The sequence below is a fragment of the Muribaculum sp. NM65_B17 genome (assembly GCF_004793735.1).
GTDB classification, from domain to species: Bacteria; Bacteroidota; Bacteroidia; order Bacteroidales; family Muribaculaceae; genus Muribaculum; species Muribaculum gordoncarteri.
This window is the reverse complement of the sequence record NZ_SRYY01000018.1, coordinates 1-21,721: the sequence shown is the minus strand read 5'-3', so window position 1 is coordinate 21,721 and position 21,721 is coordinate 1. Positions and strand designations below refer to the sequence as shown.

Genomic DNA, 21,721 nt, shown 5'->3' with positions numbered 1-21,721 from the left:
CAACTACAGTTACATTATCACTGTATTCGCCATATACGCGTAACACATCATTGTCGTCGATGGTGACATAAGGAGAGTAACCTAATGAACGATCAACAATCGTTTGTTGCTCTTTGCTTTGTTCAACGTTTATTGGCTTTTCTTTTGCAAATAGTGCTAATGAAAATATCATCATTATTGCACAAAGGAAATGTTTCATAATTTTAGGGTTATTGGTTTCTTGCAAAGAAATGAATGCTCGTTTATACTTGCAAGTTTTTAATTACGCAAAATTTTACAAAACCATTAATTTAACGAGTGTTAATTTCGCAAAATTTTACAAGCTCTCAATAACTCCTTTATAATGAACCTATAAAGTCATCCCAATTCTTAAATGCAGAATCCTCTTTTTTAAAGTACCTTTGATATAATCGTGATCGTATCGATGAAATTGAGCTAAAGCTTTTCATCATTATCGGGGCTATTTCACCTGGAGCAAACCCCACTTTTATAAGCATAGATACTCTAAGATCGTTAGTTTTATGTACTCCGATATAACTCAATGTTTCAAAAAATGATGGGTATGCTGATTCTATCTCTTTCATAAGCTCTCCCCAATCCGTTTCCTGAGGTCGAAATCCATTACTTTTGAATTTAAGTAGTATTGGGCTTAGGAATATGGAAACCGCAGGTTCGCTATCAATGATTGCATCGTGTTTGTTGCAAAATTGAGAACTGATTTGAACGCTTTTATCGTTGACGGATGTATAATTCTGTATCAAATCAAGTTCTTCTTTTTTCTTTGAGAGGTGCTTTTTAACACCAATGTCGCTGTTGTCGATTATACGTTGTATCTTTTGATATTCATTGATAGCTTGCAAACGCTTGTTCTTTAGATATATGATGCATGCAGTTGCCGATACAGCCACGATTATGAGTATTAACAGCAATGTCAGGATATAGAATTGATTTCTTGCGTTTTGCGCTGACAATTTCTCATTTTCTCGTTCGCGAATAGCGAAGTTGTATTTTGCATTTATTTTGGCAAGTTCCTCATTGTTATAACCTTTATTTAATGAATCGTTATATAGTATATACATGTTTATGTATTTTACGGTTTGCGACACATCTTCTTTTTCCATTGCAATGTTGGCCAATAAACCGCTTGCCGATTTCTTATTGAGTAATGAACCACTGTCGAGCATCCAATGAATGTGAGGTAGCGCCTTGGCTGTATCATTTAGTTCGATATAAATATTGGAAGCTATTGAGTGTACCTGCTGCTCTATGTCGGAAGGATAGCATTCCAAAACCGGTTTGAATATTGAATCGGCCTTTTCAAACATTTCCAATTGAATATAATATGATGCAATTTGCGAACGTACTCGGTTAAGTCCTTTTAAGTCATTTAGCCTCGATTGATTTTCCAAAGCTTTGTTATAGCATATTAGTGCGCAGTCTGGTTTGCCAAGTTGGCGAAAGCATATCGCAGATTGAAGAAGTATCCTGACAATGCGTGTTGTGTCATGCATTTCTTTAGCGCATTTGTGGGCAATGTCAAAATAATACTTTGCATTTACGTATATGTCCTGTTGCTGAAAAATTGTTCCAAATCTGTCCGGAGATTAGATATCGCATCATATTGTTTTCCGGATTGTCATTGAGGGAATTAAGTGCGTTATAATAGTAGTCGAGGGCGCGGGGGGCGTCGCCGAGGTCGCTGTAGACTCGTCCGGCGTAGTAGAGGGCAAGCGGTGTTAGATCGGGGTCGGTGTGGTCGGTGAAGTATTCGACCACGGGGGCGATCATTGAGTCGTTGCGGTGCTCGATGTAGGCCTTGTCGCGTGATTTTATTAGCATCAGATCGTAACGCATCCGCGTTGCCTTGTCGGCTTGATTGATGGCGGGTGACAGTGAGTCGAGGAGCGCTATTGCGCTGTCGGGGCAGGTGTCGGCGAGCCTTCCGGCGCGGTCGATGTGGTCGCGTAGACGCGAGTTGTCGGCACACCCGGCGACGACGGCGATGCACACTACGGCGACAATTATGAGTAACAAATGCTTCATAGCTTCCGCGAATATACGAATAATCCGCGAATTTCGCCCAATAAATGTGGAGAGCGGAGGGGAGGGATATGCGGCGTGCGTGTGCTCCGAGTGACCTCCGCTCAATCATCAAATCCCCGCGATAGCGTGAGAGCTGCGTAGCTGCTCAATAGGGTTAGCCTCATGCAAACGCGCCTTTAGGTGCGTGCAGCGTGAGGTCATGTCGTGCCCCACCATCCCAGAGGGCTGCGTTAGCTGCCCAATAGAATGATGTTATCTAATGGGAGCGGCGTTTGAGGGTGTGGGTTATTGGGCAACTACGTAGCCCTCTTTCTATATCGCTTTATCCTATACCCGTGCTGCGGACGCCTAACGGCGGCCTTGCGCGGGCCTAACGCTATTAAGCTGCTCTGCAGCTTTGGCGCTAACGCGGGGTCCACGGGTAGGCCTACGGCCAACCCGCGGTTAAATACATGTAATGCCTTCGGCATATACCGGGTGGGTATTTGCGCTGACGCGGGAGCGGACGCGGTGCGGGAGCTGACGCGGGGGGCTGCGGACGCATTCGCCCTACGCTGCGCGGGGCGAGGGCACGGGCATTTGCGGGTGCGCTGCGCGGGGAGAGGCGCGGGGCGAATGCGGGGTTATTTGGTGGCTAAAGGTTTATTAGTAGGTTATGTTGACGCCGGAATCGATGCCGTAGCTTGAGGTTGAGCGGTTGCCCTTGCGGAGCCTCTTTCCGAAGTTAAGGCTGTAGCGCACACCGATGCTTACGAGGTTGGCAAAGTTCTTCAGGTAATAGTCGGAGTACTCGGGGTGTACGCTCGACAGCACCCAGTTTCGCTGCCTGATGCCGTGCTTTGAGAATATTTGTGATATCGATGCCGAGAATGTCCATTGGCGATAGCGGTAGCTGACATCCACACTGCTGAATCGCGATCTTTCGCTGAGGCTGTTGGTGCTCAACTGGTATCCCGGGATGAGGGTGAAGTTGGCGTTTACCGTCCATGTGTCCCAGTAGAAGGATGCCTGTGCATCGGCATTCCAGGTGCATTTCTCGTATCGGAATCCCTCGCCGCGGGTGGAGTATTTGCCCCATCCACCCCACACTGCGAGCGACAGATGGTTGAGAAGATTGTTGACGCTCATCGAGAGTGACATGCCTATTCGGCGGTTGTTGTGGCAGTTTTCGGGGCGCATTAGAAACTTGCCGGCGATTTCCGACGAGGGGTCGTCGACATAGCTGTAAACGTTCATTATCGGTCGCTTTACATAACGGTAGAACACTTCGCCCGAAGCGTAGAACTTTCCGTGGCCGTATTGGATCGACAGTCGGTTGGAGGTGGTTGTCGTTGACTTGAGATCGGGATTACCGGTGCGGTATAGGAGCTCGTTTACGGGTGTGAACACATTGGAATAGCGTGACAGGCCCGGTGACGACGGCTGCCACTGAAGCTGGTATCCCGCACTGAAGTCGTTGCCGAAATAGCGGTTTAGCGACATAGTGAGGCTGGGTCTTAGCATTGAGCTTGTGACACGATTGTAGCGAAGTCCGGCAGCAAACGAGTAGCCGATGTCGAACAGTCGTCCGCCTATTGAGGCGTAGCCGTAGAAGACATGCGAACTTGCATCGTCGGCAATCGGGTTGCCGTTGTTTATCGTGGTCTTTCGGTCGGAGTTGGTGAATCGGTATTGGATTCCGTATCGGGTGCTTACCGACGAGTAGCGGTGGGAGTAGAGGGCCTCACCGCCGATGAACCATGCTGTGTTGTTGATTTTATTGAGGTCGGAGTAGCCCGTGGTGTTGAATATGTCGCGGTAGTAGTCGCCACGGCTGAGCGAGGTTGTGACATTCAGCTCCATCACGCCGTTGGCGCTTGTGTTTTCGCGATAGTATAGGTCGAAAGTGGGCGCGAGCGACTTGAAGTCGCGGCTTGTACGTTCGGTGTAGGAGGAACTTATCTCCTGCACTTCGGTGTCCTCGTCTTGATTCTGGCTATGCTGGTCAAGCAGCAGCGACGCGATGAATATGCGCTTGTCCGACGGCTGTCGCGTGTAGTCGATGCGCAGGCTGTTGTAACGGTCGATTGTCGTCGACGGAAGTCCGTGATAGTACAGGCGGGTGGCGTTGCCGCCTCCTATGTACTCTTCCTCCTTGTGGGAATACTCCTTGTCGGAGTCGCGGAACCCTCCCGAGTAGTTGATTGACACTTCATTGGCTCCGTGTCGGTAGGATGCCGCTACCTGCTGCGAGGTGCGTTTTGCGGTCAATGCCGGATTCAGGTAGGCCATTACGCTTCCTCCCTTGTCGACAGGCACTGTTATGATGTTGACCCAGCATGCCCCGTAGCGCACATCGGGGTAGCTGCAGTACTCTACCCTGGCGATGTTCTCAGGAATCAGAGCCGTGAGGTCCTCGATTCGGCGCTGTACGCCGTTGATGAGTATCTTTGCACTCTGTCCGTTGATTGTTATTGTGTTGGTGAGTGAGTTTACCTTAAGCTCAAGCGACTTGAACGACAATGAGTTCAGTAGTCCCATCATGCCCGGCGCGCGCTTAATCTCCTCAGCCGATGGAATGAGGATGGTGCGGTCGGTAAGTCGATTTACGGCCTTGGCCGACACTGTCACTTCGGCCAGCCCGATTGTTGAGGGTGACATGGCCACGCTTCCAAGGTCGATGTCGCTACCTGCCCCTGAAAGTGAGAGCGACAGGCGGCTATAGGAGGTGGCGTCCACTGTGATGATGAGCTGCTCAGTGACACTGTCGACATTGACGGTAAATGTTCCTTTGCCGTCGGATGTTCCGCGTGCTATTACGGTTGAGTCAGGTGATGCGATTGTCACTATGGCTCCCGGCACCGGGTCCTTGAGGGTGTTGTCGACTATGCGTCCGCGCACTGTGAAAGCCTCGGCGGTCAATGCCGAAATGATTGCAACTAATGTGATAGATAGAATTTTTATACTGATGCGCATTGTTGTTATTGGTTTGTTATCGTTGTAAATTGGTAATTATATTACGAATAGTGGGGAGAGTGGCTTTTTATTGATGCAAAGGGAGTAAAATAAGTTTATCAATCAAAATTTTTCAGTGTGCAAAAAGTGTGCATTTTGCACATGAGCTATTCCGGCAGTGTGCAAAAAGTGTGCATGCTGATAGTTATTGCGCTGATGATTAATCATATAATTCAACATCATGCTTCGGGGTGTTGAAAATGGGATGAATGGTTTCATTGTCGTTTTATTTGCATACAAAGGAATGAATCGTTGTTTATATTTGCAAGTTTTCAATTTCGCAAAAATTCGCAAAGCTTAAGATTTAACAATTGTGAATTTCGCAAAAATTCGCAAAATCGGCTTAACTTGCTTGGTGTTAGTTGATAAGCCGTGAGGCGCGGGATTGCAGTTGTTATCATTTGTGTTTAATTTCTTCCGCAAATGAAGTTAAATGGGGTTATCTTCGCAAATTTTTTCCTTGACAAATCCTTGACAAGTTCATTTTGGGGCCTTGACAGATTCTTGACAGAATGATAATCGTTCTTGCATTTTTTCATATACGTGGATGATTTTTTGTTTTTGCAAAGAGAGTTAAATTAGCTTTAATATCCAAATTTTCGATTGCGCAAATATTTCGCAAATGAAAAATGTTACAAATCGCATTTCGCAGATATTTTGCAGGGTTGGGATAATGAGCTTGGGGATAGCGTGTTATGTCGATGCGAGGATTGAGCGTTATGTTTCGTATGTAACAAATGGATAGGAGTGAATATTCCCCGGGTTAATGCCGAGTTGGAGGTCGGAGGTGTGCTGGTGTATGGAGTGCAACCCGCAAGGGGTTGAGGGACGAGGGGTCGTTCGCGTCCACGGGTAGGCCTACGGCCAACCCGCGGTTAAAGACATGTAATGCCTTCGGCATAATGCAGGGCTGCGGGGTGTGCGCCCTGGGCGGGTGCGGGGTGAAGGCGGGAATTGGGGTGGGGCTTGGGGAAATGGATTTAAATTTTTATCTTTGTATCAGTTAAGTTAACCCAATATTAAATCATCATTATCCATAACCATGCTACCAACCAAAATCATTGCAAGTGCATTAATGTGCGCCGCTTCGTGGTTGTCGACGACAGCACAAGTGCCCGACTCTGTTTACATATTCTCATACGCCGAATCAGGCAAGAGCGGTCTGCGCCTGGCTGTGAGCGACAACGGCGTCAACTGGACCTCGCTCGGCGACGGAATGAATTTCGTGACATCGGACTTCGGTTCGTGGGGCGGTTCGGGTACATCCAAGAAGATGTATTCGCCCCGACTCTATTTCTCCAACGGCGACAAGAAGTGGCACGCCATCTGGCAGGTGACTCCTTCGGGAGGCACATACGCCCATGCTGTTTCGGACAACTTAATCGACTGGCGTCCGCAGACATTTTTCCGTGACCTCGACACTGAAGGTTAACGGCTCAGCCATTCCCACGACACTGCCCAAGTACTCAATGACCGTGATAAGGCTGAAAAACGGAAAATAACACGACACAAATATCCAAATTCAGATATATACAGATTATGAAAAAATTAGTGATTGCGGCGATGATGCTTGCCGCAACCGGAGTGACGGCAATGTGCGCCGTCACTCCCCCGATTGTCAACGGCGAGGTTTTTCCCGACACCGAGGGCAATCACATCAACGCCCACGGAGGCGCGATAATGGAGCATGACGGCACCTACTACTGGTATGGCGAACACCGCGGTGAAGGCCGTCCCGGCAAGGGACAGCGCGGAGTCGCCTGCTACACCTCGACCGATCTGCGCAACTGGACCAACCGCGGCATCGTGCTTTCAGTGACCGAAGAAGCCGGCAGCCCCATCGAGGAGGGTTGCATAATCGAGCGCCCCAAGGTGATTTACTGCCCCGCCACGGGACGGTTTGTAATGTGGTTTCACAACGAGCTTAAGGGACAGGGCTATGCCGCCGCACAAGCCGGAGTGGCCACGAGCGACAATCCGCTCGGGCCGTTCAAGCTTTCGTCATCGTCACGTGTCAATCCCGGCATATATCCACTCAACATGAGCGAAGCCGACCGCGCCCGCAACTGGGACGGCGTAGAGCTCGAGTGGTGGACACCCGAGTGGTATGAAGCCATAAACCAAGGAATGCTCAACAAGCGCGACCACGAGAGCGGACAGATGTCGCGCGACATGACCGTATTTGTCGATGACGACGGCAAAGCCTACCACATCTACTCGGCCGAGGAGAACCTCACGCTCAACATAGCCGAACTCGACTCGACCTACGAGCGTCACACGGGCCGCTACATACGCATATTCCCCGGCGGACACAACGAGGCTCCGGCCATATTCAAGAAGGACGGCACCTACTGGATGATAACATCGGGATGCACCGGCTGGGCACCCAACACCGCCCGCCTCATGCGCGCCGACTCAATCATGGGCACATGGACACAGCTGCCCAACCCCTGCGTGGGACCGGACGCCGACATAACCTTCGGCGGCCAGAGCACCTATATAATGCCCCACGAAGGAGGATTCACCTTCATGGCCGATATATGGAACCCCAAGGACCTCGGCAACTCACGCCATATATGGCTGCCGATAGAGTTCCGCTCCGACGGCACACCCTATATAATGGGACGCGAGCGAGGCGAGGCATCGGGCGACGAGGCATGGCGCATGGTGTGGAGCGACGAGTTTGACCGCGACGGCAAGCCCGACCCCAAGATATGGAGCTACGAGAACGGATTTGTGCGCAATCACGAGCTGCAGTGGTATCAGCCTGAAAACGCCAACTGCCGCGACGGCCTCCTCGTAATCGAGGCCCGCAGCGAAAACCGCCCCAATCCCACCTACTCGGCCAATGCCGACACCAACGACTGGCGCAAGTCGCGCAAGACGATCGACTACACATCGGCCTGCGTAAAGACACAGGGCACCAAGGATATGCTCTACGGACGACTGGATGTGCGCGCACGCATACCGGTGGGAGGCGGTTCATGGCCCGCAATATGGCTTTTAGGCGAAAAGCAACCCTGGCCCTCATGCGGCGAAATAGATGTCATGGAGTACTACCGCATAAACGGCGAACCCCACATACTCGCCAACGCGGCGTGGGGCACCGACAAGCCATATCAGGCCAAGTGGAACAGTCAGCGCATACCCTACAGCCACTTCACCGATACCGACCCGTTCTGGGCCGAGAAATTCCACATCTGGCGTATGGACTGGGACGAGGAGAACATCAAGCTCTATCTCGACGGCGAGCTGCTCAACATAATACCCCTCAGCAGCACCGTAAACGGAAAGCAGGGCAACGGCACCAACCCCTTCACCTCACCCCAATATCTGCTGCTCAACCTGGCCATAGGAGGTGACAACGGCGGAACTCCCGATCCCGAATGTTTTCCGATGAAATACGAAATCGATTATGTCAGACTATACGAGCCCGCAGCCCGAAAGTGACACAACGATGACAATCGGCGATGAAATTTATCATTTTTTTGGCGATTTATTTGCGTTATATTTCAAAATGTAATAAATTTGCGTCACTAACTTACAATTAAGAATAATGAACAACATCACCACGCATCTTTCGTCGATTATTCAAGTCGTCGTCATTACCGTCCTAAGCCAACAGGAGGGGTAAGCGGTTGCGTGCAATGTAAATGTCAAACCATATAGAGATGCCTCTCCATTCGCCATAAGCGACTTGAGAGGCATCTTGATTAATTTTTGAAGGAAAGGAAATATTCACTTATGAGCAGACCACTACGCAGCGCCACCAGCACCCAAGGCCGCCGCATGGCCGGAGCCCGCGCCCTATGGCGCGCCAACGGCATGAAAGAGGAGCAGATAGGCAAGCCTATAATAGCCATAGTAAACTCATTCACCCAATTTGTTCCGGGTCACACACATCTGCACAACATAGGGCAGATCGTCAAAGAGGAGATTGAACGACAGGGATGCTTCGCCGCCGAGTTCAACACTATAGCCATCGACGACGGCATAGCGATGGGACATGACGGAATGCTCTATTCACTCCCGTCGCGCGACCTCATCGCCGACTCGGTGGAATATATGGTCAACGCCCACAAGGCCGACGCGATGGTGTGCATATCCAACTGCGACAAAGTGACCCCCGGAATGCTCATGGCAGCCATGCGACTCAACATCCCGGCGATATTCGTGTCGGGAGGCCCCATGGAGGCAGGGCGTCTCGGCGACCGTCCGCTCGACCTCATCGACATAATGATCGATGCAGCCGACGACACGGTGAGCGACGACACCGTCACCCTGCTCGAACAGAAAGGCTGTCCCACCTGCGGCTCCTGCTCGGGAATGTTCACCGCCAACTCGATGAACTCGCTCAACGAGGCCATAGGCCTTGCACTGCCCGGCAACGGCACCATAGTGGCCACCCACCGTCAGCGCGAAGAGCTGTTCCGCAAGGCGGCCCGCCAAATCGTAAAGAACACCCTCGCCTACTACAACGACGATGACGAGAGCGTGCTTCCCCGCAACATAGCCACCCGCGAGGCAATGCTCAACGCAATGACACTCGACATAGCGATGGGCGGCTCCACCAACACCGTGCTTCACCTGCTGGCCATAGCCCACGAGGCCGAAGCCGACTTCACGATGGACGACATCGACCGCCTGTCGCGCGTCACTCCGGTGCTGTGCAAGGTGGCTCCCAACTCAAAATACCACATTCAGGATGTGAACCGCGCCGGCGGCATCCTGTCGATAATGAAGATACTCGCCGACCGCGGCCTGCTCGACACCTCGGTAAAACGTGTCGACGGCCACACCCTTGCCGAAGCAGTAAAGCTATACGCAATCGACGGCGAGAAGGTGAGCGACGAGGCCCGCACACTGTGGCTGAGCGCACCCGGCGGAGGCCGCAACCTGGTGCTCGGGTCACAGAACAGCACCTATTCTGAGCTTGACACCGACCGCGCCCGAGGCTGCATACGCGACTTCGACCACGCCTACGTAAAGGACGGCGGCCTTGCAGTGCTGCGAGGAAACATAGCCGCCGACGGATGCGTTGTAAAGACCGCCGGCGTTGATGAGAGCATATTCCACTTCCGCGGCCCGGCAAAGGTGTTCCAGTCGCAGGAAGAGGCTGTGGACGGAATACTCCGCGACAAGGTAGTGAGCGGCGATGTGGTAGTCATCACTCACGAAGGCCCCAAGGGAGGTCCCGGAATGCAGGAGATGCTCTACCCCACCAGCTACATCAAGTCGAAGCACCTCGGCAAGGAGTGCGCGCTCATAACCGACGGCCGATTCTCGGGCGGCACCTCGGGCCTGTCGATAGGCCACATATCGCCCGAAGCCGCCGCAGGAGGCAATATAGGACTTGTGCGCGACGGCGACATGATCGACATCAACATTCCCGAGCGCACTATCAACGTGCTCATCAGCGACGAAGAGCTTGCCGAACGCCGCAAGCAGGAGGAGGCCCGCGGAAAGGATGCGTTCACACCCGTGTCGCGCGACCGCGTCATATCGAAGGCCCTCAAGGCCTACGCCTCGATGGTGACTTCGGCCGACAAGGGCGGAGTGAGAGAGTAGCACGACATCACACATCTACTGTCAAAAAAGGATAAAGACATATATATGAAAGAAAAAATTTCAGGAGCCGATGCATTGCTTCAATCGCTGATATGCGAAGGTGTAGACCTCGTTTTCGGATATCCGGGCGGATCAATCATCCCCGTATATGACAGGCTCTATGACTACCAGGACCAGATAAAGCATGTGCTCGTGCGCCATGAACAGGGCGCGACACACGCCGCACAAGGATATGCCCGCGTCACGGGACGCCCGGGCGTTGTAATAGTGACCTCGGGCCCGGCGGCTACCAATGTCATCACCGGCCTCAGCGACGCGCTGATGGACAGCACTCCGCTTGTGGTCATCACCGGTCAGGTGGCCACCCCCTTCCTGGGCTTCGACGCCTTCCAGGAAACCGATGTGGTGGGCATCACACAGCCCATCACGAAATGGAGCTACCAGATACGCCGTCCCGAGGATGTAGCTCCGGCCGTAGCGAGAGCATTCTACATTGCATCGACAGGCCGTCCCGGCCCTGTGGTGCTCGACTTCGCCAAGGACGCACAGGTGGGACTCACGGAGTTCAACTACAAAAAGTGTGACTACATACGCTCCTACATCCCCTATCCCGAAATCGACGACACCGATCTTCAGCGGGCCGCCAACATAATAAACGCCTCGGAACGCCCCATGATTCTGTCGGGTCACGGCGTGATGATAGCCAATGCCGAGAAAGAGCTTGCCGAGTTTGCCGAAAAAGGCGACATTCCTGTAGCCGCAACCCTTCTGGGACTGTCGACAATGCCGTCGTCGCACAGGCTCTACAAGGGCATGCTGGGGATGCACGGCAACATAGGCCCCAACATCAACACCAACCGCGCCGACGCGATAATAGCGATAGGAATGCGATTTGACGACCGCATCACGGGCAATGTGAAGACCTACGCCCCTAATGCCAAAATCATACACATCGACATCGATTCGTCGGAATTTGACAAGAACATCGCCACCACCGCCACGGTACACGGCGACGCCCGTGAGGTGCTCAAGAAGCTCATTCCGCTCATCGAGCCGAAAAAGCGCACCGAGTGGCTCGGCACATTCGAGCAGCCCGAGAAGGTTGAGCTTGAGAAGGTAATCGAGCCGGCCATCCATCCCACCGGCGAGCGCATGACGATGGGCGAGGTTGTAAACCGCGTGTCGGAAGCCACGGGCCACAATGCAATCGTGGTGACCGATGTAGGCCAGAACCAGATGCTCTCGGCCCGCTACTTCAAGTACACCGAACCCCGAAGCATACTCACCTCGGGCGGCCTCGGCACAATGGGATTCGGACTTCCGGCAGCCATAGGCGCGAAGATGGGCGCCCCCGACCGCACTGTGTGCTTCTTCACCGGCGACGGCGGCCTTCAGATGACCATACAGGAGCTCGGCACGATACTCGAGTACCACACCGATGTGAAGATAATATTGCTCAACAACAACTTCCTGGGCAATGTGCGCCAGTGGCAGGCATTATTCTTCAACGACCGATTCTCGCAGACACCGCTCGTGAATCCCGACTTCGTGATGATAGCCAAGGCCTACGGACTCGGTGCCGAAGAGGTAAAGTGCCGCGAGGAGCTTGACGGAGCCATAGAGCGCATGCTCAACCACGACGGAGCCTACCTCATCAATGTAAATATCGACGAGCACGACATGATATTCCCCATGACTCCCGCAGGCTCCAATGTGGACCACATCATGCTCAACGCGTCGGAATGTTATCCAACCGAATAAACCCGCTTTGAAAATGGAAGAGAAATTATACACAGTGACAGTCTTCTCGGAAAATCAGGTGGGACTGCTCAATCAGATTTCAATCATATTCACCCGCCGGTGCCTCAACATAGAGAGCCTGTCGGTGAGTCCCTCGTCGATCAAGGGGATACACAAGTTCACCATAACCTGCTACAGCAACCGCGACATGATGGAGCGTGTGGTCAAGCAGATAGAGAAGCGCATCGATGTGCTGAAATCGTTTCTCTACACCGATGACGAGATAGTGTATCAGGAGGTGGCCCTCTACAAGGTGCCTACCCTTCAGTTGCTCGACGACAAGAATGTGGAACTCATAATACGCGCCCACAACGCGCGCATCCTTGAAATTACGCGTGAATACACCGTGCTTGAAAAGACCGGCCATTCCGACGAAACCGAAGCCCTTTTTGACGAGCTGAAGAAGTATGACATCCGTCAGTTTGTGCGCTCGGGACGCGTGGCAATCACCAAGTCGCCCCATGAGTACCTGACAATGTATCTTGAAGATCAGGACAAACGCAAGGAGAAGCAATGCAACGGGTAAAAGAGTACACCGAATCCTATTTCCTCCCGGCCGGCGAGTGCAATCCGCAGCAGGAGATGCCTGTGACACTCGTTGCCCGACGTATCATCGACATAGCCACGATGCACGCCAACCTGCTCGATGTGGGCTATGCGCGCCTCGTTGAGGACGGCCTAACATGGGTGCTGTCGCGACTGTCGATTGAGATGTACCGCTATCCGGGCATCAACGAGAGCTACTCGCTCAGCACCTGGATCGAAGGCTTCAACCGACACTTCTCGGAGCGTAACTTTGAGCTGACCGCCGAGTCGGGCGAAGTGCTGGGACACTGCCGCTCGGTGTGGGTGCCCATCAACATACGCCGACGCGAGAGCGGAGCGCTCGAGGCCCTTGAGTCGCTGAGCGATGTAGTGTCGGAGCGGCGATGCCCTATCGATAAGCAGCCGCGCATGACCGCCTTAGGCGACGAGGGCACACGCAGCAACGACTATCGGTTCCGATACTGCGACTGCGACTTCAACCGTCACGTGAACGCCGTGCGCTACATGGAGCTTTATCTCAACCAATGGGACATGGATTTCCATGACGAATACCGCATCAAGCGATTTGACATATCCTATCAACACGAAGCCTATTGCGGCGATGAAGTCAAAGTGAAAATCCACGATGCTGGCGATGACACCTATCTGTGTGAAATCGCTGGTAAGGAGTCGGTTCACACACGTGCACGCATAATATATACAAAACGCAACAACAGCAATAACGACAATTAATCACTATAATCATATTACAATTATGGCAAAAATGAATTTTGGCGGAGTAGAAGAGAATGTAATCATCCGCGAAGAGTTTCCTTTGGAAAAGGCGAGAGAGATACTTAAGGACGAAACCATTGCCGTGATAGGTTACGGCGTACAGGGTCCCGGCCAGAGCATGAACCTGCGTGACAACGGCTTCAACGTAATCGTAGGCCAGCGCGAAGGCAAGACCTATCAGAAGGCAGTAGCCGACGGATGGGTTCCCGGAGAAACACTGTTCAGCATCGAAGAGGCCTGCAAGCGCGGCACAATCATCATGTGCCTCCTGTCGGACGCAGCCGTAATGTCGGTGTGGCCCAAAATCAAGGAGTATCTCACTCCCGGCAAGGCACTCTATTTCTCACACGGCTTTGCAATCACCTGGAGCGACCGCACAGGCGTGGTTCCTCCCAAGGATATCGATGTAATACTCGTTGCGCCCAAGGGATCGGGCACATCACTGCGCACCATGTTCCTTGAAGGCCGCGGCTTGAACTCATCCTACGCTATCTATCAGGATGCCACCGGCCGTGCCGAAGCTCGCACAATCGCCCTCGGAATCGGTATCGGTTCAGGCTATCTTTTTGAAACCACATTCCAGCGTGAGGCTACATCAGACCTTACCGGTGAGCGCGGCTCATTGATGGGCGCAATCCAGGGATTGCTCCTTGCACAGTATGAAGTGCTTCGCGAAAACGGCCACACTCCCTCGGAGGCTTTCAACGAAACCGTAGAGGAACTCACTCAGTCGCTGATGCCTCTGTTTGCAAAGAACGGTATGGACTGGATGTATGCCAACTGCTCGACCACCGCACAGCGCGGCGCACTCGACTGGATGGGCCCGTTCCACGATGCCATCAAGCCCGTCGTACAGAAGCTCTACGAGAGTGTAAAGAGCGGTAACGAAGCTCAGATTTCAATCGACAGCAACTCCAAGCCCGACTATCGCGAAAAGCTTGAGGAGGAACTCAAGGCACTCCGCGAAAGCGAAATGTGGCAGACTGCCGTTACAGTGCGCAAGCTCCGTCCCGAGAACAACTAATCAACATTTCGACATGAAATGATACAGGCATGACGAGCCCGGAGCAACAGGAATCCGGACTCGTCATGTGTTTTTAAAGACGGATGACAGCAATATTGCACAAAAGCTAACAATGTATGCAACAAATAGTTGCACAAAGTTTCAAATTGTGTGCAACACTGCTATTTTTACAACAATCCGTCAACTTTAATATAAAAAGTTTGTTTAACTTTGCGAAACAAAAAATAGGCGACATTACATTATGGACCATATAAAACAAGTGGCAAAACGACTGCGCGGCCTGCGCGACGCCATCGATCTTACAGTTGAAGAGATGGCTGTTCAGTGTGGAATCGGTCCCGAAACCCTCGCCCTCTATGAGAGCGGCACATCTGACATCCCGGTTAGCTTTCTTCATCAACTCGCCACTACCTACGGAGTAGAACTCACCGCCTTGCTTTTTGGCGAAGAGCCCAAAATGCACTCCTACTACATAACCCGTGCCGGCCGAGGCGTTAAGGTGGAACGCACCAAAGCCTACAGCTACCAGGACATCGCCGCAGGATTCCAGCACAGGATAATGGCACCCTTCATCGTAACGGTGGAGCCTACCGAATCCGACAGCCAGATAACGCTCAACACCCATCTGGGACAGGAGTTCAACTACATCCTTGAAGGCGAGCTTGAAATATCGATTGCCGGCAAGGTCAATGTACTGTATCCCGGCGACAGCATCATGTTTGACGCACGCCGTCCCCACGGACTGCGAGCCATGGGAGGAAAGCGTGTGAGATTGATAGCCATAATATCATAACCAACGGAAAAATATCTACAGTCTATTACATACAATCATGCTTGAGAAATTTCTTGACAAGACCAGCTTTGAGTCCTACGAGGACTTTATGGAGAATTTCCACGTAAACGTGCCGGAGAACTTCAACTTCGGATACGATGTAGTCGATGAATGGGCAGCTATAGAACCCGACAAACCGGCCCTTTTATGGACCAACGACCGTGGTGCAAAGATTCAATTCACATTTGCCGACATAAAGCGCGAGAGCGATAAGACGGCATCGTTTTTCCAGTCACTCGGAATAGGTCGCGGCGACATGGTAATGCTCATTCTCAAGCGACACTATCAGTTCTGGTTCTCGATAATAGCCCTTCACAAACTCGGAGCTACAGTGATTCCGGCAACCCACCTTCTCACCGAGAAGGACATCATCTACCGCTGCAAAATGGCAGGCATCAAGGCTATCGTGGCCACGGGCGACAAAATAGTCGTGGACCACATCCAGAAGGCCATGCCCGACTGCCCCACGGTAAAGGCACTCATATCCACCGGACCGATAATACCCGAAGGATGGTACGATTTCAACAAGTCAATCGACGAGGCAAAGCCGTTTGTCCGTCCCGAACAGGTCAACACCAACGACGACATATCGCTTCTCTACTTCACATCGGGCACAACAGGCGAGCCAAAAATGGTGGCTCACGACTTCACCTATCCCCTCGGTCACATAATCACCGGAAGCTTCTGGCACAACCTGAATGAAAAGAGCCTGCACCTGACACTCGCCGACACCGGATGGGGAAAGGCAGTGTGGGGAAAGCTTTACGGACAGTGGCTGGCCGGAGCCAACGTATTCGTATATGACTTCGAGAAATTCGAGCCGGTCGATGTGCTTCACATGATACACAACTACGGCATCACCTCATTCTGCGCACCTCCTACGGTGTTCCGATTCCTCATACGCGAGGATCTCTCAAAATTTGACCTTTCGTCGCTCAAATACTGCACAATCGCCGGCGAGGCACTCAACCCGAGCGTCTACGAGGAGTGGCTGAAGCTTACAGGCATCAAGCTGATGGAGGGATTCGGACAGACTGAAACCACACTCACCATAGCCACCTATCCCTGGATTGAACCGAAACCCGGCTCGATGGGCAAGAAGGGTCCGCAATATGACATCGACCTTATAGCTCCCGACGGCCGTCCGGTCGAAGACGGAGAGCAGGGCGAAATCGTGGTGCGCACTCACGGCAAGAAGCAGCTCGGCCTGTTTAAGGAGTATCTCCACGACCCCGAACTCACCCATGAGGCATATCACGACGGCATCTACCACACCGGCGATGTGGCATGGCGTGACGAGGACGGCTACTTCTGGTTTGTAGGCCGTACCGACGATGTGATAAAGTCATCGGGCTACCGCATCGGCCCGTTTGAGGTGGAAAGTGCGCTCATGACCCACCCCGCTGTAGTGGAATGTGCCATCACCGGTGTTCCCGACGATATACGCGGACAGGTTGTCAAGGCAACCATCGTGCTTGCGAAAGATTATCTGGAATACGAAAAAGAGAAGCTCGTAAAAGAGATACAGGATCATGTAAAGCATGTGACGGCACCTTACAAGTATCCGCGCATAGTGGAATTTGTGGAGGAACTGCCCAAGACAATAAGTGGAAAAATACGCCGAGTAGCCATTCGCGACAACAAAGCGGGTAAATAAGTGTTGTTGATATTGTATGACACAGAAATCGCTCCGACGCATCGCCGTTAAGATAGGCTCCAACGTACTGACGAGAAAGGACGGTACGCTCGACATCACGCGCATGTCGTCAATTGTCGATCAGGTTGCCGAACTGCATCGCCGAGGCATGGAGATCATATTGATATCCTCGGGTGCGGTAGCGTCGGGACGAAGCGAACTGCGACTTTCACAATCGCTCGACTCGGTGTCGGCACGGCAGCTATATTCGGCGGTAGGCCAGGCAAAGCTCATCAACCGTTACTATGAGCTGTTTCGCGACCACGGCATTGCGTGCGGACAGATTCTCACCACAAAGGAGAATTTCTCCACACGTCGTCACTATCTCAATCAGAAGCACTGCATGGATGTGATGCTTGCCAACAATGTCATTCCCATCGTAAACGAGAACGACACCGTGTCGGTGACCGAACTGATGTTTACCGACAATGACGAGCTTTCGGGGCTCATAGCCTCGTTGATGGGAATGCAGGCGCTGATAATACTGAGCAATATCGACGGAGTATATGACGGTGACCCGTTCAGTCCCGGCACAAGGCTCATAACCGACATTCATGACGCTGCCGACGCATCGGGCTGCATAGCCAAGAGCAAGTCGTCGGCCGGTCGCGGAGGCATGGCCACAAAATATCGCATAGCGTGCAAAGTGGCATCGGAGGGCATCGCCGTTATCATCGCCAACGGAAAGCGCGACGACATTCTGCTCGATCTTATGGACAAAAAGAGCGCGGTGCCTCACACCCTGTTTCACGCCGCAGCCACTCCCACATCAAGCGTCAAGAAGTGGATCGCCCACAGCGAGGGATTTGCCAAAGGGAGCATCACTGTCAACGAGGGAGCAGCCGAGGCGATGCTTGCGCCTACACGTGCAAGTCTTCTTCCGGTAGGCGTCACCGCCATCGACGGTGACTTTGAGAAGGACGACATTGTGCGTGTGGTCGATGCCGACGGAAAGGTCATAGCATGGGGCCGTACAAGCTACAAGTCGGATGACGCGCGCAAGCTCATGGGCGGTCGCGGAGGTCGTCCGCTCATTCACAGCGATTATCTGTATATCGACGATTAACCCACTTAAACTAAAATAATATTACAACCGTATGAAACGCTTATCTATCACTCTCATCACTGTTGCAATCGCACTGTTTTCAACTTATGCAGCCGAGAAACTCACCGGAGTCAACGGCATAAAATTCGGATGGAAATTTGACCGTTGCGTCGAGGCAATCGGCGATGTTCCGCGCAAGCACACCAATAGCGACAACGAAAACGAGAAGAAGTTCTACTATTCACCAGCACAATGGGCCGGTATAGAATGGAACGGCGGAGTGCTCGACTTCTTCAACGACAAACTATATCAGGTGGGCTTCCTGAAGTCGACAACCAACGACGACAGGACGACATTCAACACTGCCCGCACGCATCTCACCGACCTCTACGGCGATCCCATAAAGATTCAGTCGATGGATTCCAACCTGATGTGGCGTTCAAAGAACGGCAACATCGTTATGCTCGAATATGTCAAGGACTCCAACAAGGAAGGCGCGACGCAGTTTACAACCTGCGTGTATTTCATCGACAACAAGGAGGTGGTAAAGAAAGCCAAGAAAGTTGACGGAGAGTTGCGTGAACTACTAAAAGGAAGATGACCGAAGACATCCCCCAAATAAAGATAAACCAAAATGACATCACAAAAACCGATTTTCGAGGCTGCGCGCCATGCGGCACGCAACCTCGCTTTGCGCAGCGATGAACAAATTTCATCGCTGCTGCGTCATGTAGCCGATGCTGTTGATCGTAACGCAGCGGAGATATTGGAAGCCAACAGTCGTGACTTGTCGCGCATGGCCGAGGACAATCCCATGCGTGACCGCCTTCAGCTTACACCGGAGCGAATAAGCGACATAACATCCGACATGAGATCGGTAGCGTCGCTGCCATCGCCTCTCGGCCGAGTACTGTCGTCGACGGTGCGTCCCAACGGGATGAAAATCGACAAAGTGAGCGTGCCTTTTGGTGTAATCGGTGTGGTGTATGAGGCTCGACCCAATGTCACGCTGGATATATTCTCGCTATGTCTGAAGGCCGGAAGTGCATGCCTGCTGAAAGGAGGAAGTGAGGCATACAATACCAATGAATGCATAGTGACACTTTTGCGTGACACACTCATTCAACAGGGATGGGATGAAGCTACAGTGACATTGATGCCCGTGTCGCATGAAGCGACTACCGAGATGCTTAACGCCGTAGGTTATGTAGACCTTGTAATTCCGCGCGGATCGAAAAAGCTTATCGAATATGTGCGTGACACGGCACGTGTTCCAGTCATCGAAACGGGAGCGGGAGTATGTCACACCTATTTCCACGAGTCGGGTGACATAAAGAAAGGGCGTGACATCGTGTTCAACGCAAAGACAAGACGCGTCAGCGTGTGCAACGCACTCGACACCCTCGTCATCGACCGCTCACGACTCGATGCTCTTGTGGAGATATGCAGCCAACTCGCGACAAAGAACGTTACGATATATGCCGACGATGAAGCCTACGCCGTGCTCTATGGCAAATATCCTCACCTATGTCACGCAACCGAAAGCGATTTCGGTCGTGAATGGCTCGACTATAAAATGTCGATAGCCACTGTGGAGGGAATTGACGAGGCAATAAATTTCATTAACGAGCACACATCGCGCCACAGCGAGTGCATAGTGTCCGAAGACAAAGCAGCCGTCGACCGATTCTTGAAGGAGGTTGACGCAGCGTGTGTATATGCCAATGTTTCCACCTCATTCACTGACGGAGGGCAATTCGGATTCGGAGCCGAAATAGGTATTTCGACCCAGAAGCTGCATGCACGCGGCCCTATGGGAATTCCCGAGATAACGACCTATAAATACATAATCACAGGCGACGGCCAGACCCGCTGGTAACGACTGTCGGGGCCGATTCGGGGATGTGTCCCGACAATATACGCCAGTTTTGAGGATATAGATTATTGGCGCGCTTTCCGAGATTTTTCACAAATCCAAGAGGAGCGCCATCGTATAGAAGGAGGATGTAGCCCGACGGCGCATCCTCCAATGTTATTGTTTCGCGCCTCAGATAGCTCATTGCCGCAGGATAGTCAATCTCCACCGTGGGGAAAGCATCACTACGCAGCAGCTGTGACATAGCCAAGGCATGGGATGGGACAATGTCACGCCCCTTGATAACAGCCACCTCCACACCCTTATAGAGCACATCGAGAGTATCGGAAAGCTTCTTTACAAGTGCGACACGGTCAGCAGGCAATGCAATCACCCTGTCGTTCTCTACAATAAGGTTGTAGTCGTCAGGATTGGTAATCCATTCACGACACCGGCTCACATCAACAGCGGCCTTGGAGCGCTTTTCAGCTTTCACAGGTTTCTCACTGCGACCGTCGGGATTTCCGCCCTTGCGCAGCACTGAAACACACAATCCCTCGCCTCTTACGCGCCCCGGAATGAAATGATAGCAGCCGTCACGTTCAATCACATTCCACTCGGCAGGAAAATCCATGTCGACAACCTCACAATCGTAGTTGTCGAGAATATAACGCACCACATCCTCATTTTCCCGGGCATTGAAGGTGCATGTGGAGTATATGAAATAACCGCCTTCGCGCAACGAAGGCCATATATTATCGACAATCTCACGCTGACGCACGGCACATTCTTCGACAAGCGCAGGCGACCATTGCTTCACCGCTTCGGGCTCCTTGCGGAACATACCTTCACCCGAACAGGGAACGTCGGCCATAACAATGCCAAATACCGATTTCAACTTGGAAAAGCGCACCGTGTCGCCGCGACTTACAAGAGTGTGCGGAAAACCCCATTTAATCAAGTTCTCCCGCAATATCTCGGCTCGGGCAGGCACATATTCATTAGCGACAACAAACGCGTCGTGAGGCAAAGAATCTATGGCAGCCGTGGTCTTTCCCCCGGGAGCCGCACAAGCATCAAGGAGCGTCAGCTGACTGCGATCTGCGGCGATACGGTTTACGATATGCGAATGTATCATCGATGAGGCATCCTGAACGTAGTACAATCCCTGATGCATCGCAGGATCAAACGTAAATGCGGGTCGTTGGTCCAGATAAAATCCCGAACCGCACCACGGCACAAGTGAAGCATCACACAATGGCGAAACACCCTTGCCCGTATTGCAGCGCACACTCACCGACGGCTCCATCAGCAAGCCCTCGGCCAACCCTTCAAATTCACATACAAAACCTTCAGGAAGCGTCATATCTTATAGCGTATTAATTATGCAAATATAGCATATCACGTTGTAGCGGTCAAATAATAAAACCAAAAACAGGAAGGGGTATAAAAAGAATCAGGCCGGCTGCGATGTGCAGTCGGCCTGATCGTGAAGGGGGCGGTTACCTACTCTCCCACTTTCGCAGTACCATCGGCGTGGCGGG

General features: G+C 52.2%; 17 protein-coding genes. 12 read left to right on the top strand and 5 right to left on the bottom strand.

Annotated elements, in window-relative coordinates:
- The 4 genes from E5354_RS13695 to E5354_RS13680 form a co-directional block, all read right to left on the bottom strand.
- A partial coding sequence (locus E5354_RS13695; protein ID WP_135947809.1) for a hypothetical protein occupies positions 1-199 on the bottom strand: 199 nt, incomplete at its 3' end.
- A gap of 139 nt (positions 200-338) precedes the next feature.
- Positions 339-1,325, bottom strand: a complete 987-nt coding sequence (locus E5354_RS13690; protein ID WP_168353912.1) for a hypothetical protein — start codon at positions 1,323-1,325, stop codon at positions 339-341.
- 211 nt (positions 1,326-1,536) lie between these two features.
- Positions 1,537-2,043, bottom strand: a complete 507-nt coding sequence (locus E5354_RS13685) for a hypothetical protein (protein WP_135947807.1) — start codon at positions 2,041-2,043, stop codon at positions 1,537-1,539.
- A 645-nt stretch (positions 2,044-2,688) separates the two neighbouring features.
- Complete coding sequence (locus E5354_RS13680; RefSeq protein WP_135947806.1) at positions 2,689-4,998, bottom strand: TonB-dependent receptor; 2,310 nt, start codon at positions 4,996-4,998, stop codon at positions 2,689-2,691.
- 1,081 nt (positions 4,999-6,079) lie between these two features.
- Here E5354_RS13680 and E5354_RS13675 point away from each other — a divergent pair.
- The 12 genes from E5354_RS13675 to E5354_RS13620 all read left to right on the top strand — a co-directional run bounded on the left by E5354_RS13675 (position 6,080) and on the right by E5354_RS13620 (position 20,201).
- Positions 6,080-6,469 carry a hypothetical protein gene (locus E5354_RS13675; RefSeq protein ID WP_135947805.1) on the top strand — a complete coding sequence of 130 codons (390 nt, stop codon included), beginning with the start codon at positions 6,080-6,082 and terminating at the stop codon, positions 6,467-6,469.
- A 107-nt stretch (positions 6,470-6,576) separates the two neighbouring features.
- Positions 6,577-8,487, top strand: a complete 1,911-nt coding sequence (locus tag E5354_RS13670) for a family 43 glycosylhydrolase (protein WP_135947804.1) — start codon at positions 6,577-6,579, stop codon at positions 8,485-8,487.
- Between the two features lie 294 nt (positions 8,488-8,781).
- Positions 8,782-10,605: a dihydroxy-acid dehydratase gene (gene ilvD, locus E5354_RS13665; protein ID WP_123397248.1), complete on the top strand. Its 1,824-nt coding sequence runs from the start codon at positions 8,782-8,784 to the stop codon at positions 10,603-10,605.
- Positions 10,606-10,650: 45 nt separating this feature from the next.
- Positions 10,651-12,366 carry a biosynthetic-type acetolactate synthase large subunit gene (gene ilvB / locus E5354_RS13660; RefSeq protein ID WP_123397247.1) on the top strand — a complete coding sequence of 572 codons (1,716 nt, stop codon included), beginning with the start codon at positions 10,651-10,653 and terminating at the stop codon, positions 12,364-12,366.
- A gap of 13 nt (positions 12,367-12,379) precedes the next feature.
- Entirely contained in the window at positions 12,380-12,931 is a 552-nt protein-coding gene (ilvN, locus tag E5354_RS13655; protein WP_123397246.1) for an acetolactate synthase small subunit, read from the top strand.
- Entirely contained in the window at positions 12,919-13,683 is a 765-nt protein-coding gene (locus E5354_RS13650; protein ID WP_123397245.1) for an acyl-[acyl-carrier-protein] thioesterase, read from the top strand. The genes ilvN and E5354_RS13650 overlap by 13 nt, the downstream gene beginning before the upstream one ends.
- Before the next feature lie 22 nt (positions 13,684-13,705).
- Complete coding sequence (gene ilvC, locus E5354_RS13645; protein ID WP_123397244.1) at positions 13,706-14,749, top strand: ketol-acid reductoisomerase; 1,044 nt, start codon at positions 13,706-13,708, stop codon at positions 14,747-14,749.
- Positions 14,750-14,987: 238 nt separating this feature from the next.
- Positions 14,988-15,542 carry a helix-turn-helix domain-containing protein gene (locus E5354_RS13640; RefSeq protein WP_123397243.1) on the top strand — a complete coding sequence of 185 codons (555 nt, stop codon included), beginning with the start codon at positions 14,988-14,990 and terminating at the stop codon, positions 15,540-15,542.
- A gap of 37 nt (positions 15,543-15,579) precedes the next feature.
- Complete coding sequence (locus E5354_RS13635) at positions 15,580-17,238, top strand: AMP-binding protein (protein ID WP_123397242.1); 1,659 nt, start codon at positions 15,580-15,582, stop codon at positions 17,236-17,238.
- Between the two features lie 16 nt (positions 17,239-17,254).
- Positions 17,255-18,343: a glutamate 5-kinase gene (gene proB / locus E5354_RS13630; RefSeq protein WP_135947803.1), complete on the top strand. Its 1,089-nt coding sequence runs from the start codon at positions 17,255-17,257 to the stop codon at positions 18,341-18,343.
- Positions 18,344-18,374: 31 nt separating this feature from the next.
- On the top strand, positions 18,375-18,923 hold the full coding sequence (locus tag E5354_RS13625; RefSeq protein ID WP_123397240.1) for a hypothetical protein: 549 nt from the start codon (positions 18,375-18,377) through the stop codon (positions 18,921-18,923).
- A 33-nt stretch (positions 18,924-18,956) separates the two neighbouring features.
- Positions 18,957-20,201: a glutamate-5-semialdehyde dehydrogenase gene (locus E5354_RS13620; protein ID WP_123397239.1), complete on the top strand. Its 1,245-nt coding sequence runs from the start codon at positions 18,957-18,959 to the stop codon at positions 20,199-20,201.
- Here E5354_RS13620 and E5354_RS13615 read toward each other — a convergent pair.
- Positions 20,173-21,543 (bottom strand): methyltransferase RsmF C-terminal domain-like protein, encoded by a 1,371-nt coding sequence (locus E5354_RS13615; protein WP_135947802.1) that lies wholly within the window; start codon positions 21,541-21,543, stop codon positions 20,173-20,175. The genes E5354_RS13620 and E5354_RS13615 overlap by 29 nt on opposite strands.
- Positions 21,544-21,721: the final 178 nt, after the last annotated feature.

What these genes read in the sequence shown, in the direction of transcription:
- E5354_RS13690 (WP_168353912.1), bottom strand. Translation starts at nt 1,325, where the DNA reads ATGTTTGAAAAGGCCGATTCAATATTCAAACCGGTTTTGGAATGCTAT.
- E5354_RS13685 (WP_135947807.1), bottom strand. Translation starts at nt 2,043, where the DNA reads ATGAAGCATTTGTTACTCATAATTGTCGCCGTAGTGTGCATCGCCGTC.
- E5354_RS13680 (WP_135947806.1), bottom strand. Translation starts at nt 4,998, where the DNA reads ATGCGCATCAGTATAAAAATTCTATCTATCACATTAGTTGCAATCATT.
- E5354_RS13675 (WP_135947805.1), top strand. Translation starts at nt 6,080, where the DNA reads ATGCTACCAACCAAAATCATTGCAAGTGCATTAATGTGCGCCGCTTCG.
- E5354_RS13670 (WP_135947804.1), top strand. Translation starts at nt 6,577, where the DNA reads ATGAAAAAATTAGTGATTGCGGCGATGATGCTTGCCGCAACCGGAGTG.
- ilvD (WP_123397248.1), top strand. Translation starts at nt 8,782, where the DNA reads ATGAGCAGACCACTACGCAGCGCCACCAGCACCCAAGGCCGCCGCATG.
- ilvB (WP_123397247.1), top strand. Translation starts at nt 10,651, where the DNA reads ATGAAAGAAAAAATTTCAGGAGCCGATGCATTGCTTCAATCGCTGATA.
- ilvN (WP_123397246.1), top strand. Translation starts at nt 12,380, where the DNA reads ATGGAAGAGAAATTATACACAGTGACAGTCTTCTCGGAAAATCAGGTG.
- E5354_RS13650 (WP_123397245.1), top strand. Translation starts at nt 12,919, where the DNA reads ATGCAACGGGTAAAAGAGTACACCGAATCCTATTTCCTCCCGGCCGGC.
- ilvC (WP_123397244.1), top strand. Translation starts at nt 13,706, where the DNA reads ATGGCAAAAATGAATTTTGGCGGAGTAGAAGAGAATGTAATCATCCGC.
- E5354_RS13635 (WP_123397242.1), top strand. Translation starts at nt 15,580, where the DNA reads ATGCTTGAGAAATTTCTTGACAAGACCAGCTTTGAGTCCTACGAGGAC.
- proB (WP_135947803.1), top strand. Translation starts at nt 17,255, where the DNA reads ATGACACAGAAATCGCTCCGACGCATCGCCGTTAAGATAGGCTCCAAC.
- E5354_RS13625 (WP_123397240.1), top strand. Translation starts at nt 18,375, where the DNA reads ATGAAACGCTTATCTATCACTCTCATCACTGTTGCAATCGCACTGTTT.
- E5354_RS13620 (WP_123397239.1), top strand. Translation starts at nt 18,957, where the DNA reads ATGACATCACAAAAACCGATTTTCGAGGCTGCGCGCCATGCGGCACGC.
- E5354_RS13615 (WP_135947802.1), bottom strand. Translation starts at nt 21,543, where the DNA reads ATGACGCTTCCTGAAGGTTTTGTATGTGAATTTGAAGGGTTGGCCGAG.